Here is a 14,455-nt window from a genome sequence, read left to right as displayed (position 1 = left end):
CGAGCAAGCCCGCTCCCACAGTGGATTGCAGTGTCTTTAGGCGGGGAGGCGTAGGCCTCCCCGTAGCGTTTTTGGAAACCACATGAATATTCTGATCGTTGGGCCCAGTTGGGTCGGTGACATGGTGATGGCGCAGACACTGTTCCAGTGCCTGAAGCAGCGCCACCCGCAGTGCGAAATCGACGTCCTGGCCCCCGAGTGGAGTCGGCCGATCCTGGAGCGCATGCCACAGGTACGCAAGGCCTTGAGCTTCCCGCTCGGCCACGGCGCGCTGGAGCTGGCGACCCGGCGGCGCATCGGCAAGTCCCTGGCCGGCCAGTACGACCAGGCGATCCTGCTGCCCAACTCGTTGAAGTCGGCGCTGGTGCCATTCTTTGCCGGCATCCCCAAGCGCACCGGCTGGCGCGGCGAGTTCCGCTACGGCTTGCTCAATGACGTGCGCACGCTGGACAAAGAGCGTTATCCGCTGATGATCGAGCGCTTCATGGCCCTGGCCTACGAGCGCGGGGCCGAGTTGCCCACGCCGTATCCGCGCCCCAGCCTGGCCATTGACCCGGTGAGTCGCGCGCAAGCCCTGGCCAAGTTCGGCCTGAGCCTGGACCGCCCGGTGCTGGCCCTGTGTCCGGGCGCCGAATTCGGCGAGTCCAAGCGCTGGCCGGCCGAGCACTACGCCCAGGTCGCCGAGGCGAAGATTCGGGAAGGCTGGCAGGTCTGGCTGTTCGGCTCGAAAAAGGATCATCCGGTGGGCGAGGACATCCGTTCGCGGCTGATCCCGGGGCTGCGCGAAGAGTCGGTGAACCTCAGCGGCGACACGTCCCTGGCCGAAGCCATCGACCTGCTGTCCTGTGCCGATTCGGTGGTCTCCAACGACTCCGGCCTGATGCACGTGGCCGCGGCCTTGAATCGCCCGTTGGTGGCGGTCTACGGCTCCACCTCGCCGGGCTTCACCCCGCCGCTGGCCGACCAGGTCGAAATCGTGCGCCTGGGCCTGGAATGCAGCCCATGCTTTGACCGCACCTGCCGCTTCGGGCACTACAACTGCCTGCGCCAGCTCATGCCGCAGTCGGTGAACGAGGCCCTGGAGCGTTTGCAGGGCACACCCGTGGAGGTCGAGTAACTTGCGGGTATTGCTGATCAAGACCTCCTCGCTGGGGGATGTGGTCCACACGTTGCCAGCCCTGACCGATGCGGCGCGGGCGATCCCCGGGATCAAGTTCGATTGGGTGGTGGAAGAAGGCTTCGCCGAGATCCCGACCTGGCACCCGGCCGTGGGCAAGGTCATCGCGGTGGCGATCCGTCGCTGGCGCAAGAACCTCTGGCAAACGATCAAGAGCGGCGAGTGGCGACGCTTCAAGCAGAGCCTGCGCGCCGAAAAGTACGACCTGGTCATCGACGCCCAGGGCCTGTTGAAAAGTGCCTGGCTGACCCGTTACGTCAAGGCGCCGGTCGCCGGCCTGGACAAGGATTCGGCCCGCGAGCCCATCGCCGCGCGCTTCTACGATCGCCGCCTGGCGGTGGCCCGCGGTCAGCATGCGGTGGAGCGCGTGCGCCAGTTGTTCGCCGTGGCGCTGGGGTATGATTTGCCCCGGACCCAGGGCAGCTACGGCCTGAATGTCGATCGCCTGGTTGAATTGCCGCGCAAGTACCCTTATGTGGTGTTCCTGCACGGCACGACCTGGGAATCCAAGCACTGGCCCGAGCTGTATTGGCGCCAGCTCACCGAGCGCATGGGGCAGTTCGGCGTGGTGGTGAAGCTGCCGTGGGGCAACCCGTTGGAGAAGGCCCGGGCCGAGCGTATCGCCAAGGGCCTGCGCAATGTCGAAGTGTTGCCGAAGCTGAACCTGGGTGGCATGGGCAAGGTGCTTGCCGGCGCCCAGGCCTGCGTGGCAGTGGACACTGGTCTCGGGCACCTGGCTGCGGCCCTGGACGTGCCGACGATTTCGCTGCTGGGCCCCACCAACCCGATTCTGACCGGCGCCTATGGCAAGGGCCAGGTTCACCTCGCCAGCGATTTTCCCTGTGCACCCTGCATGCAGAAGCAGTGCACTTACCCGCCGACCGCCGAAGATGCCCGTCGGTTTGACCTGAAACGCGAGCAGCCCCTGTGCTTCACGCGTCTGAACCCCGAGCGTGTGGCCAGCCACCTGAGCACGTTATTGGCTGAGGAGCCGCGCTGATGCAATTGGCTTTTGTCCTTTACAAGTATTTCCCGTTCGGAGGCTTGCAGCGTGACTTCATGCGCATCGCCCTGGAATGCCAGCGGCGAGGTCACCAGATCCGCGTCTACACGCTGATCTGGGAAGGCGACGTCCCGCCGGGTTTCGAAGTGCTGGTGGCGCCGGTCAAGGCGTTGTTCAACCACCGGCGCAACGAAAAACTCAGTGCGTGGATGGAGGCCGACCTGGCCAAGCGCCCGGTGGACCGCTTGATCGGTTTCAACAAGATGCCCGGCCTGGACGTGTATTACGCCGCCGATGGCTGCTTCGAAGACAAGGCGCAGAACCTGCGCAATTCCCTGTATCGGCGTTGGGGCCGTTACCGGCATTTCGCCGAGTACGAGCGGGCGGTGTTCGCCAGGGATGCCAGGACCGAAGTGCTGATGATCTCCGAAGTCCAGCAGCCGTTGTTCATCAAGCACTACGGCACGCCATTGGAGCGCTTCCACTTGCTGCCGCCGGGCATCGCCCAGGACCGCCGCCGGCCCGCCGATGCCGATGAGATCCGCGCCGCGTTCAGGGCCGAGTTCGAGTTGGCCGATGATGAGCTGCTGCTGGTGCAGATCGGCTCCGGGTTCAAGACCAAGGGCGTGGACCGCAGCCTCAAGGCCCTGGCCGCGTTGCCTGCCGAGTTGAGAAAACGGACCCGGCTGTTTGTAATCGGCCAGGACGACCCCAAGGTATTTCAATTGCAGAGTGCCGCGCTGGGGCTCGGTGACAACGTACGGTTCCTCAAGGGCCGTAGCGACATCCCGCGTTTCCTGCTCGGGGCCGACCTGTTGATCCATCCTGCGTACAACGAAAACACCGGTACCGTGCTGCTCGAAGCGTTGGTGGCCGGGTTGCCGGTGCTGGTCAGCGCGGTGTGCGGGTACGCCCATTACATCGCCGAGGCCGACAGCGGCCTGGTGCTGGACGAGCCGTTCGAACAGGCGCAGCTCACCGAATACCTGGGGCGTATGCTCAGCGATGCCGACGCCCGGGCGGCGTGGAGCCGCAATGGCCTGGCCTTCGCCGAGACGGCTGACCTCTACAGCATGCCGCAGCACGCGGCCGATGTGATATTGGCGGAGCAAGCGCAATGAAACTGATGCTGGCCGAACCGTTCAAGCGCCTGTGGGCCGGGCGCGATGCGTTCGTCGAAGTCGAGGCGCTCCAGGGCGAGGTCTATCGTGAACTCGAAGCCCGGCGCACCTTGCGCACGGAGGTGGACGGCCACGGTTTTTTCGTCAAGATCCACCGTGGCATTGGCTGGGGCGAGATCTTCAAGAACCTGCTCACCGCCAAGTTGCCAGTGCTCGGTGCGGGGCAGGAGTGGGCCGCGATCCAGCGCCTGCAGGAAGTCGGCGTACCGACCATGACGGCCGTCGCCTACGGCGAGAAGGGCCGCAACCCGGCTGACCAGCACTCGTTCATCGTCACCGAAGAACTGGCGCCGACGATCAGCCTCGAAGATTTCAGCATCGACTGGGTCAAGCAGCCGCCGCAACCGGCCCTCAAGCGTGCCCTGATTGCCGAAGTGGCGCGCATGACCGGCATGATGCACCGCGCCGGGGTCAACCACCGGGACTGCTACATCTGCCACTTCCTGTTGCACACCGACAAGCCGGTGACCGCCCAGGACTTCAAGCTCTCGGTAATCGACCTGCACCGTGCCCAGACCCGCGCGGCGATCACCCGACGCTGGCGCAACAAGGACCTGGCCGCGCTGTATTTCTCGGCGCTGGACATCGGCCTGACCCGCCGCGACAAGCTGCGCTTTCTCAAGGGCTATTTCCAGCAGCCACTGCGCGAGATCCTCACGCAGGAGGCGGCCCTGCTGAGCTGGCTCGAAGGCAAGGCCAACAAGCTCTATGCCCGTAAGCAGCGGTATGGGGACGCGCTCTGATGTCGGGTTGGAAACTGGAACCTTCCTATGCCGAGCTGGCGCAGGACTTCGGCAGCCTCGACGCGGTGTTTGCCTTGCAAGGGGAGCGGCTGACCCGCGACCCGCTGTCGGAAGTGATCCGGGTGCAACGCAATGGCGTGAACTATTACGTCAAGCGCTACGTCGGGGCTGGCAAGGGCTTGCGTCGTTACCTGGGCAAGCCACGGGTCAAGTCCGAATGGCAGAACCTCAAGCGTTTCGCCAAGTGGGGGATTCCCACCGCCGAAATCGTGGGCTGGGGCCTGGAGCGACATGGCGCCACTTACGCCCGCGGTGCGATGATTACCCGCGAGCTGCCCCGCACCGAGGACCTCTCGGCGCTGGCCGAGCGGCATGATCCGCGGCTGGGCGACCGTGCCTGGGTCGACGGCGTGAGCCGGCAACTGGCCGCCTATACGCGGACCATGCACGATCATCGCTTTACCCACAACGACCTGAAGTGGCGCAACCTGCTGATCGATGACCGCTCGCGGCTGTTCCTGATCGACTGTCCGAACGGCGATTTCTGGCGCGGCTTCTGGCTCAAGTACCGTATCACCAAGGACCTGGCCTGCCTGGACAAAGTGGCCAAGTATCATCTGTCGGCGACCCAGCGGCTGCGCTTTTACCTGCAGTACCGCCAGCGTGACCGGCTCGACGCGTGCGACAAGAAGCGCATTCGTCACGTGGTGAGATTTTTCGAGGGGCGTGAATGACTGATTTCCTGGCCGCTGAAGACCGTGCGCTGCTGCAGCGTCACGGCCTGGACAGCTTTGATGCGCTTTGGGCGCGGCAACTGGACGCGGTGGACGAACCCAACACCTCGGGCGAGGGCTGGAGCAGCGTGTTCCGGCTGGACCTGGAGGGCCAGGGGTATTACCTCAAGCGTCAGAACAACTACCTGACGCGCACGCTGTCGCACCCGTTTGGCGAGCCGAGTTTCTCCCGGGAGTTTCGCAATATCAGTCGTTATCGCGAGTTGGGAATCCCGGCGTTGCAGGCGGTGTTCTACGGTCAGCGCAAGGTTGACGGCCAAGTGCGGGCGATCCTGCTGACGCGGGCCCTGGACGGCTGGGATGACCTGGACTCCCTCTTGCTACGTTGGCCGAGCCTCACGGCGGCGCAGCGCACCACCATCCTGCAGGCTTGCGGCCAATTGGCGCGGCGGCTGCACGGCATGCGCCAGGTGCATGGCTGCTTCTACCCCAAGCACATCTTCCTGCAAGCCACTGCCAGCGGCTATCAGGCGCAACTGATCGACCTGGAAAAGACCCGGCCGCTGCTGTTCGGCCAGCGCGATCGGGTCAAGGATCTCGAACCCTTGCTGCGGCGCGCGTCCGTCTGGAATGAAGGCGAGGTTCGCCAGTTGCTGTCCACTTACCTGGATCAGCCCCAGGACGCCGCGCTGGTGGACAATTGGTTGACCCGCCTGACTGCCCGGCGCAGCCACAAGGAAACCCGCTGATGCACTTGTCCGAATTGAAGAACGCCGGTCGCCGCCCAGCCCTGCCTCTGAGCCTGGAACTGGCCGATGCCGCCGGCCCGGCGCAATTGCAGTTGCTGTCGTTGTTGCGGGTGCTGCCGGGGCAGCGCTACGTCGGCGCCGGTATCTGGCGCGGTCGGCCGGTGCTGGCCAAGCTGCTGGTGGGCAGCAAGGCGCCCCGGCACTTCCAGCGGGAACTGCAAGGTGTGCGCCTGCTGGCCGAGCAGGGTATGACGACGCCGTTGTTGTTGGCCGATGGCCTGAAGGACGGCGAGGGCGGCTGGTTGCTGTTCGAATTGCTCGAAGGCGCCGAGAGCCTGGGGGACGCCTGGAAACAGGTCGAGCCACTGCCCTTGCTGGCCGACGAACAGGCGACGGTATTGGCCGAGGCCCTGGGCGCGATTGCGCAACTGCACGGCAAAGGGCTGTGGCAGGAGGACCTGCACCTGGACAACCTGCTGCGCCACGGTGGCCAGCTCTACCTGATCGATGGCGCCGGCATCCGTGCCGAAACACCGGGACAGCCATTGTCGCGGCAAAAAGTGCTGGAGAACCTGGGAGTGTTCTTCGCCCAGTTGCCCAAGTCCCTCGAACCGTTCACTGAAGAGCTGTTGGTGCATTACCTGCTGGGCAACGCCGAACACGCGCTGCCCATGGAAGCGCTGCAAAAGCAGATCGACAAGGTGCAGGCCTGGCGCCTGAAAGACTTCCTGGACAAGGTCGGGCGCGAATGCAGTCTGTTCAGCGTGCAACGCGGGCCCTTCGGCCTGCGGGCGATCCGGCGAGACGAAGAGGCGGCCATGCTGCCGGTGCTGGAACGTGCGGACGCCTTGCTTGACCAGGGCCATCTGTACAAGACCGGTGGGGCGGCGAGCGTCGGCAAGGTCGAAGTGGATGGCCGGGCCCTGGTGATCAAGCGCTACAACATCAAGAACCTTGCCCATTGGCTCAAGCGCTTCTGGCGTCCCAGCCGGGCCTGGCATTCCTGGCGCGAAGGCCATCGCCTGGCGTTCCTCGGCATCGCCACGCCCAAGCCCCTGGCATTGCTGGAGAAGCGTTTCCTGTGGCTGCGCCGGGGCGCTTACCTGGTGACCGAGCACCTGTCGGGGCCAGACATCATCGAACGCTTCGCGCCGTACATCGACAACGGCGACGCGCCCGAGTCCGAGCTGCTGGCGCTGGACCAGTTGTTCGCCAGCCTGATCCGCGAGCGCATCAGCCACGGTGACCTCAAGGGGCATAACCTGTTCTGGCAGCACGACCGCTGGGCCCTGATCGACCTCGACTCGATGTGCCAGCACCGCACCCACGCCAGCTTCGCCCCGGCCTACGCCCGCGACCGCGCCCGCTTCATGCGCAATTGGCCGCAGGACAGTGCGTTGCATCGGCTGATCGACCAGCGGTTGCCCCAAAAGGCGTGAGATATCATTGCCGGATCATATGCAGGTGGTTGAGTTGACGCCCAGTACGCCTTGAAAAGGATATGACGCCATGTCGGATCGCCCTATGTCTTCTCAGCAATTTTCACTTTTTGAGACTGAAGCCGAAGATGCCGCCAGGAAGGATCCACCGTTGGTACTGAGCGGGAAGTTCAGCGACTTTGTCGTGTATGTGGATGAAAGTGGCGATCACGGAATGCAGACGCTGGACCCGAACTATCCAATGTTTGTACTTGCCTTTTGCGTTTTTCATAAACGTCACTATTGCGAAAAAGTCATCCCTGCGTTGCAGAAGTTCAAATTCAATCACATGGGGCATGATTTGATTGGGTTGCATGAGCTGGAAATTCGCAAAGAGAAAGGGGCCTTTTCCAATTTGTTCGTATCCAGGCAGCACAAGCATGCATTTCTTGATGAGCTGACCAGCATCATCGAGGCAAGCAATTTTATTCTGATCAGTTGCGTTATAGATAAAGAAAGGCTGCGTGATAAACAGGGTGGCGCGGATAATCCGTATCATGTTGCTTTGGGATTCTGTCTTGAAACACTTTATGAATTCTTAAAAGAAAAGAACCAGCAGCATGCCCTCACTCACGTGATTGTCGAGCGAAGAGGAAAGAAGGAAGATAACGAGCTTGAATTAGAGTTTCGTCGTATGTGTGATGGCGCTAACCGTATGGGAATCCAGCTCCCTTTTGATATTGTTTTCGCAACTAAGCAGGTTAATTCCACGGGCCTTCAGCTGGCCGATCTTGTTGCGAGGCCCATCGGCATGAGTGTTTTGCGTGCCGGCCAGGAAAATCGGGCATTTGAGGTGCTTAAGCGAAAATTTTATTGCAGTGGTGGGCGCGATAAAGCGGGGGAGGGTTTCGAAAACTGGGGGCTGAAAATTTTCCCTCCTCCAGAAAGCGAAAAGCCCCGGTGAAACTCACCGAGGCTTAGACGCCGACCGGGATCCCCCAGTCCATTTGCGCGAAGTCTATGTGCGTAGCCCTCAGCTGTCAACGAACAGGCAAAGGGTAACTCCTGGAACCTTGCCATTCACCGCTAGAGGCTTACCGGCGCTTTTACGCTATAATCCCGCCCTTTAGCTGCCCTACGCCCCGGCGAGCGGCACATTCATTTTTCGCGGCGCTTGTCGCCCGTAAGCAGAAAAGAGGCTAGACCCTGTGGCATTGACGATTCTTGGCCTGTCCGGCGCCCTTAGCCATGATCCTTCCGCAGCGCTGTACATCGACGGCAAGCTGATTGCGGCGGCCGAGGAAGAGCGCTTCGTACGCGATAAACATGCAAAGAACCGCATGCCCTACGAGTCGGCGAAGTTCTGTCTGGAACAGGCCGGTATCAAACCGTCCGACGTCGATGTGGTGGCGATCCCCTTCGCCCCGATCAGCCTGTTCGGCGAAGCGCGCTGGCACTACGCCAAGCGCTACTGGTATGCCCCGGACCGTGCCCTCGACGCGATCCTGATGGGTAACCGTCGCTACAAGCGCTATCGCCGCAAGATCGTCTGGTGCCTGGAGCAACTGGGCTTCGATCCGAAAAAGATCAAGATCGAGCCGGTCGAGCACCACCTGGCCCACGCTTCCAGCGCCTACCACTGCTCGGGTTTCCAGGAAAAAACCGCGATCCTGGGCATCGACGGCAAGGGTGAATACGCGACCACGTTCTTTGGCTACGGCGAAAACGGCAAGATCCACAAGATCAAGGAATTCTACGACCCGGATTCCCTCGGCGGCCTGTATGGCGCGATCACCGAATTCCTGGGCTTTGAAATGCTCGACGGTGAGTTCAAGGTCATGGGCATGGCGCCCTATGGCGACGCCACCAAGTACGATTTCTCGCGCCTGGCCTCGTTCGAGAACGGCGAGCTGGTGATCAACACCGACTATGCCAATGTGATCGGCCTGCGCCGCTATAAAGAGAAGGGCAAGGGCTTCTACTTCTCGCCGAAGCTGATCGAATGGCTCGGCCCGAAACGTGAAGGCGACATCGCCGACGAGCCATACATTCACTACGCTGCCAGCATGCAGGCGCTGTTCGAGAAGCTCGCGCTGCAGATGATCGATCACTACCTGGGCGACGTGCTCAAGGAAACCGGCAAGCTGGCGTTCGCCGGCGGCTGTGCGTTGAACGTCAAGCTCAACCAGAAGATCATCGCCCGCGACGACGTCAAGGAACTGTTCGTGCAACCGGCTTCCGGCGACGCCGGCACCGCGGTGGGCGCGGCGGCGTACGTGTCCCACGCCCGTGGCGTGCCGGTGGAGAAGATGGAACACGTCTACCTCGGCCCGGCCTACAGCAACGAAGACGTGATCGCCGCGTGCGCTCGTCACCCGAGCAAGCCGGCATGGCGCAAGATCGACAACACCCCGGAGCGTATCGCCAAGATCATGGTCGATGGCAACCCGGTGGCCTGGTTCCAGGGGCGCATGGAGTTCGGTCCACGGGCCTTGGGCGGTCGTTCGATCATCGGTTGCCCAAGCGCCAGCGGCGTGGCCGACCGGATCAACGAGCAGATCAAGTTCCGCGAGCGCTGGAGGCCTTTCTGCCCGTCGATGCTTGACACCGTTGCACCGCAGATGATCAAGGTCGACCACCCGGCGCCGTTCATGACCTTCACGTTCGAAGTGGCCGAGGAATGGAAAACCCGCGTACCGGAAGTCGTCCATGAAGACGGCACCTCCCGGGCCCAGGTGCTCAAGCGCGAATACAACCCGCGCTACTACGACATGATGAAGGCCCTGGAAGTGCTGACCGGCAACGGCGTGTCCCTGAACACCTCGCTCAACCGTCGTGGCGAGCCGATGATCTGCTCGCCGACCGATGCGTTGAACATGTTCTTCGGTTCCGACCTGCAGTACCTGATCATGGAAGACATTCTGGTGGTCAAAGACGGCGTGGATGCTTATGACACGCTCGGCTGAGCGACATGTGCTGCAGTTCTGCCACGGCTATGACGGGCCGTTCCTCGACTGTGCCCGTCAATACGCCAGCTTGTTCGCCGGCACCGGCTATCGTGTGACCACGGTGTTTCTGACGGGAGCGGCGGATGCGCAGGTCGCCGCCGGTTGCGCCTCGGACGAGGTGCTGTTCATGGAGTACAGCTCCAGCGCTGTTCGCGGCCTGAAGCTGGGCGCCATCGCCGACCTGCGCAAGATCGCCGCGTCGCGCAATTTCAGTTTCTGCATTGCCCATCGCTTCAAACCCATTTACATCGCCCTGCTGGGCACTCGCCTGCCGGTGATCGGCGTGCACCACGCCTTTGGTGACTACCAGCGGCGTACCCGTCGGCTGTTCGCCCATCTTTTTCGCAAGCGCCTGAGCCTGCTCGGGGTTTCCGATGCGGTGCGTGACGACATGCGCCGCTGCTTGCCGGCCTGGCCGGCGGCCCGGATCCAGACCCTCTACAACCGCATCGACCTTCAAGCCTCGCAGGCAGCCCTGCTTGCCCGGGATGAAGCGCGGCAGACCCTGGGGCTGGACAAGGATGCCTGGATTGTCGGCAACGTCGGTCGCCTGCACCCGGACAAGGATCAGGCCACGTTGCTGCGTGGCTTTGCCGCCGCGCTGGCGTATCTGCCGGCCAACAGCCAGTTGGCGATCCTCGGCAAGGGACGCCTGGAGCAGGATCTCCGGGCGCTGGCGCTGGAGTTGGGCATTGCCGACCGCGTGCTGCTGCTTGGCCAGGTGCCCGAGGCGCGGCGTTATTTCCGTGCGTTCGATGTGTTTGCCCTGAGTTCCGACCATGAGCCATTCGGCATGGTGCTGCTCGAAGCCATGGCCGCCGGCGTCCCGCTGCTGGCCACCGCGTGCGGCGGCGCGAAGGAAGTGGTCGAAGGCGTGGGCATCCTGTTCCCGTTGGGCGATGCCGAGCACATGGCCCAGGGGCTGCAACACCTGGCGGCCATGGACGAGCAGCAGCGTCGCCAGTGTGCCGAGTTGATGTTCGACCGTTTGCGCGAACGCTTTTCGGACCGCGCCGTACGCGACACCTTCTGGCGCTTGCCTCAAGTCATCGAACTGGCGCCGAGGGCCTGATGCTCAACCGATTCCAAGGCTGGCGCGAGCGCGGCTGGACGGCCGTAGACGCGTCGATCTACGCGCAGGCATGGCACCGTTACGGCGGCAGCGTCGCCACCCATCCACTCGTGGTCGAACGTCTGGCAGGCCTGGCCGGGATTGCCGTGCGCTACCTGGCCTACGAACACGATGGCGACCTCAAGGCGGCCATTGCGACCTGGGGGCAAGACCTGGCGTTGTCCAAGGACGTGCTCAAGCGCAACGGCAAAAAGGGCCTGTTCGACCTGGGCAACGCCGAGCTGATTCTGCCGGCGGCCCCTGATGCCCAGGCGCCCTTGCGCCATCGCGCGCGCTATTTGTCGGCGCTCAATGAGGGCCGCTTCAGTGGCTTGAAGTTGCAGTCGGAACAGCTGGCCATGGCGCGCACGCCGGAAGAGCTGTCCAAGAAATTTCGCTACAACCAGCGCCGTGAGCTGCGCCTGCTGGAAGAGGCGGGCGGTGTGGTACGGCCTGTCGAAGCGTTTTCCAGTACGGACCTGGCCTCGATCTATTGCGATCTGTTCCTGCGTCGCTGGGGCTTTGCGGCCACCGGGGCCGAGCGCATGGGCGAGGTGATCGAGTTGTTGCGCGAGTGGCTGATCGGTTCGGTGATTTTCCTCAACGATGCGCCGATCGCCATTCAACTGGTGTACCGCGTGGAAGCACCCGAGTGGATCAGCGTCGAGTACATCAACGGTGGCGTCGATCCGCAGACCCGTGAATTCAGCCCCGGCAGTGTGTTGAGTTTCCTCAACACCCAAAGTGCCTGGGAGCATGCCCGGGCCGCGGGCAAGCCGTTGCGTTTTTCCTTCGGTCGCGCGGACCGCGAATACAAGGATCGCTGGTGCAACCCTGTGCCGGTCTTTACCGTATGAACCCACCGATGAGTCGCAAGCAGCAGTTGCTCAAGCGTCACCGCCGCAACAAGCGCGTGGGGTTGTTGCTTGCCCTGGTGGTGCTGATCCTGCTTGGGGTGCTGGTGGCTTGGTGGTTGCCGCTGGTGCTGGCGGTGCTGGGCTGGGTCGCCCATGAGGCCTGGTTCGCGGACCATCTGTTCTACTCGCCCAAGGACGACTACCAGTACAACTTCCCGCCGTTCACCCAGCAACCGAAGGTGCACCTGAACGCCGGTCGGCTGCGGCTGGATGACGGGGTTATCCTGGACGATGGCGCGACGCTGGTCCTCGGCTTGCAGGTCAAGAGTGCTTGGCTGGGGCGGTTTTTCGACCCGGTCGTCGAACTCTCGGGCGGCGACTGCCCGGATCGGCAAACGTTCGAGCGCGGCGTCAACGGCCTGCGCTACCTGAACCTCAGCGAGCAGGGCCCGGCGCTTTCCCGCGGCGAGTTGCGTCTGCGCGGGCGTTTCTGCCGCTTGCTGGGCGAACCGACGCTCTGGTCGTTCACGCCGCCTGAATTGCAGCACCGGCGCGTCATGGTCATCGCTCCCCATGCCGACGATGCGGAACTGGCGGCCTATGGGTTGTACAGCCGGGCCGACGAAGCCTGGATCGTGACGTTGACCGCCGGTGAAATCGAAGCCGAGCATTATCAGCAGATGGGGCTGGACCGTGTCGAGGCGGCGCGGCTCAAGGGGCGCCTGCGGGCCTGGGATAGCATCGCCGTGCCGCGCTGGGCCGGGGTACCGCAAGAGCACTGCGTGCAATTAGGTTACTTCTGCCTGCAACTGGCGGCCATGCAGGCCGCGCCGGGCCAGCCCCAGGGTTCTCGTGAGGCAGACCTGAACGATACGCGGCCGTTGCGCCAGCTCAACCCTGTTGTCCTGCCCGGCGATACCGACGGTGCACCGACCTGGAACAACCTGCTGGCCGACTTGCGCGCGTTGTTGCTGATGGCGCGGCCCGAGGTCATTGTGTTGCCGCACCCGACCCTGGACCCACACCCCGACCATCTCTGCGCCCATCATGCCGTCCTGCAAGCCCTTGAAGGCCTGGAGTGGCAGCCCGGCACCGTGTTGGGCTACGCCAATCACCTGCATGACAATGATCGCTGGCCCATGGGCGATGCCGGTAGCGGCATTGCATTGCCGCCGTGTTTCGAGTCAGCCGGGCCAATGGAACCGGTCAGCCTGCCGTTGGCGCTGGCCGACCAGCGCGACAAGGCCATGGCGCTGGGAATGATGCATGACCTGCAGCCACGCGCGCCGTTCAAGCGCCGCCTGCGTCGTGGCATCCAACGCCTGTTGGCGGGGCGCAAGGGCTCCGTTTATGGCGAGAACGAATTCTTTCGCAAGGCTGTGCGTCGCCATGAACTGTTCTGGCGACTGTAAGGGCCCAACGCGGGGTGCCCGTGCGCGATGGCGCGTCGGTGTCCCCGGTCATCCATCAAGTCGTTCGCTGCCGCAAGGAAGACGATGAAAGTTCTATTTCTGGTGCAGAAAGAGCAGCGGGCCATCCTGGACCGACTCTACGAAGGCGTGGCCGCTCATTGCGAGTGTGACCTGCGCTGGCTCGACAGCCAGGAGCAACGCAACCTGCGCAAATACTTCCGCCACCACGTGGAGGTGTCGCGCTATGACCGGATCGTGTTTTTCCTGCGCTTCAAGCAGGAAATCCGCCAGGTCGCCTTCATCCGCACGATCCCTAACCTGGTGATCCTCGAACACGACGCCTACCAGAACTACATCCCGTGCAAGTACACCGGCAAGTTCAGTGCGCATTACCGGCAACTGCCCTGGGTGCGGGTGATCAGTTCCGGCTTCATGGTCGCCGAGCGCCTGCGTGGCGAAGGCTTCGACGCGGTGTTCGTGCCCAAGGGCTACGATCAGGCGTTGCTGCAGGACCGGGGCCGGGAACGGGATATCGAGCTGGCCTTCGTCGGCAGCACCAACAGCGTTGCCTACAGCGGTCGCAAGGCCTTGCTCGATGAGCTGGGACGCGTCGAGCCGTTGGTGGTGACCCGGACCAAATCCGGCGAGGAGTACTGCGAGACCCTCAATCGCATCCGCTTTTTCGTCAGTGCCGATGTCGGCATGGGCGAGTTCATGATCAAGAACTTCGAAGCCATGGCCTGTGGCTGCGTGCTGCTGGCCTTTGACCAGGGCGCCGACGAGGCGCGCGCGCTGGGGTTGCAAGACATGCACAACGTGGTCTTGTACAAGGACATCCCGCAGCTTCAGGAAAAGCTCGCCCGGCTGCGCGCCGATCCCGAGTTGGCCCAAAGCGTGGCGCGCAATGGCCAGCAGTTGGCGCTGGACCAGTTCAGTTTTGCCCGCATAGGCCAGAAAATCGTTGAAACAATGGAGCCGCCCCTGCGGCCTCGTGCACCCTTGAGCATGCTGGCAAAATGTCGCCTGCGGCTGGGCATTTGAAAGCCCTCGTTCTGTCATCCG

Annotated in this window: 13 protein-coding genes; all 13 read left to right on the top strand. The window is 63.1% G+C overall.

Annotation, left to right across the window (positions count from 1 at the left end):
• Positions 1–82: 82 nt before the first annotated feature.
• The 13 genes from waaF (at position 83) to AD664_RS18355 (ending at position 14,434) form a co-directional block, all read left to right on the top strand.
• Entirely contained in the window at positions 83–1,117 is a 1,035-nt protein-coding gene (gene waaF / locus AD664_RS18415; RefSeq protein ID WP_042731221.1) for a lipopolysaccharide heptosyltransferase II, read from the top strand.
• Between the two features lies 1 nt (position 1,118).
• Entirely contained in the window at positions 1,119–2,177 is a 1,059-nt protein-coding gene (gene waaC, locus AD664_RS18410) for a lipopolysaccharide heptosyltransferase I (RefSeq protein WP_042731222.1), read from the top strand.
• Positions 2,177–3,301, top strand: coding sequence for a glycosyltransferase family 4 protein (locus tag AD664_RS18405; RefSeq protein WP_042731223.1), 1,125 nt, complete (start codon positions 2,177–2,179; stop codon positions 3,299–3,301). Before waaC ends, AD664_RS18405 begins: the two co-directional genes overlap by 1 nt.
• On the top strand, positions 3,298–4,104 hold the full coding sequence (gene rfaP, locus AD664_RS18400; protein WP_042731224.1) for a lipopolysaccharide core heptose(I) kinase RfaP: 807 nt from the start codon (positions 3,298–3,300) through the stop codon (positions 4,102–4,104). Before AD664_RS18405 ends, rfaP begins: the two co-directional genes overlap by 4 nt.
• The gene (locus AD664_RS18395) at positions 4,104–4,838 is read left to right on the top strand and encodes a lipopolysaccharide kinase InaA family protein (RefSeq protein WP_047736085.1); all 735 of its coding nucleotides are present in this window, start codon (positions 4,104–4,106) and stop codon (positions 4,836–4,838) included. The genes rfaP and AD664_RS18395 overlap by 1 nt, the downstream gene beginning before the upstream one ends.
• On the top strand, positions 4,835–5,587 hold the full coding sequence (locus AD664_RS18390; RefSeq protein ID WP_053148470.1) for a lipopolysaccharide kinase InaA family protein: 753 nt from the start codon (positions 4,835–4,837) through the stop codon (positions 5,585–5,587). Before AD664_RS18395 ends, AD664_RS18390 begins: the two co-directional genes overlap by 4 nt.
• Entirely contained in the window at positions 5,587–7,026 is a 1,440-nt protein-coding gene (locus AD664_RS18385) for a lipopolysaccharide kinase InaA family protein (protein ID WP_053148466.1), read from the top strand. Before AD664_RS18390 ends, AD664_RS18385 begins: the two co-directional genes overlap by 1 nt.
• A gap of 70 nt (positions 7,027–7,096) precedes the next feature.
• On the top strand, positions 7,097–7,969 hold the full coding sequence (locus tag AD664_RS18380; protein WP_053148463.1) for a DUF3800 domain-containing protein: 873 nt from the start codon (positions 7,097–7,099) through the stop codon (positions 7,967–7,969).
• Positions 7,970–8,213: 244 nt separating this feature from the next.
• Positions 8,214–9,971 (top strand): carbamoyltransferase, encoded by a 1,758-nt coding sequence (locus AD664_RS18375; protein WP_053148460.1) that lies wholly within the window; start codon positions 8,214–8,216, stop codon positions 9,969–9,971.
• On the top strand, positions 9,955–11,085 hold the full coding sequence (locus AD664_RS18370) for a glycosyltransferase (RefSeq protein ID WP_053148457.1): 1,131 nt from the start codon (positions 9,955–9,957) through the stop codon (positions 11,083–11,085). The genes AD664_RS18375 and AD664_RS18370 overlap by 17 nt, the downstream gene beginning before the upstream one ends.
• Positions 11,085–11,981, top strand: coding sequence for an antimicrobial resistance protein Mig-14 (locus tag AD664_RS18365; protein ID WP_053148454.1), 897 nt, complete (start codon positions 11,085–11,087; stop codon positions 11,979–11,981). The genes AD664_RS18370 and AD664_RS18365 overlap by 1 nt, the downstream gene beginning before the upstream one ends.
• Before the next feature lie 8 nt (positions 11,982–11,989).
• Positions 11,990–13,393, top strand: coding sequence for a PIG-L deacetylase family protein (locus tag AD664_RS18360; protein WP_053148451.1), 1,404 nt, complete (start codon positions 11,990–11,992; stop codon positions 13,391–13,393).
• Positions 13,394–13,477: 84 nt separating this feature from the next.
• Positions 13,478–14,434 (top strand): glycosyltransferase, encoded by a 957-nt coding sequence (locus tag AD664_RS18355; RefSeq protein WP_053148448.1) that lies wholly within the window; start codon positions 13,478–13,480, stop codon positions 14,432–14,434.
• The last annotated feature ends 21 nt before the right edge of the window (positions 14,435–14,455 follow it).

The sequence above is a fragment of the Pseudomonas sp. P97.38 genome (assembly GCF_001269745.1).
GTDB classification, from domain to species: domain Bacteria; phylum Pseudomonadota; class Gammaproteobacteria; order Pseudomonadales; family Pseudomonadaceae; genus Aquipseudomonas; species Aquipseudomonas chlororaphis_E.
This window is presented reverse-complemented; position numbering and strand designations above follow the sequence as displayed.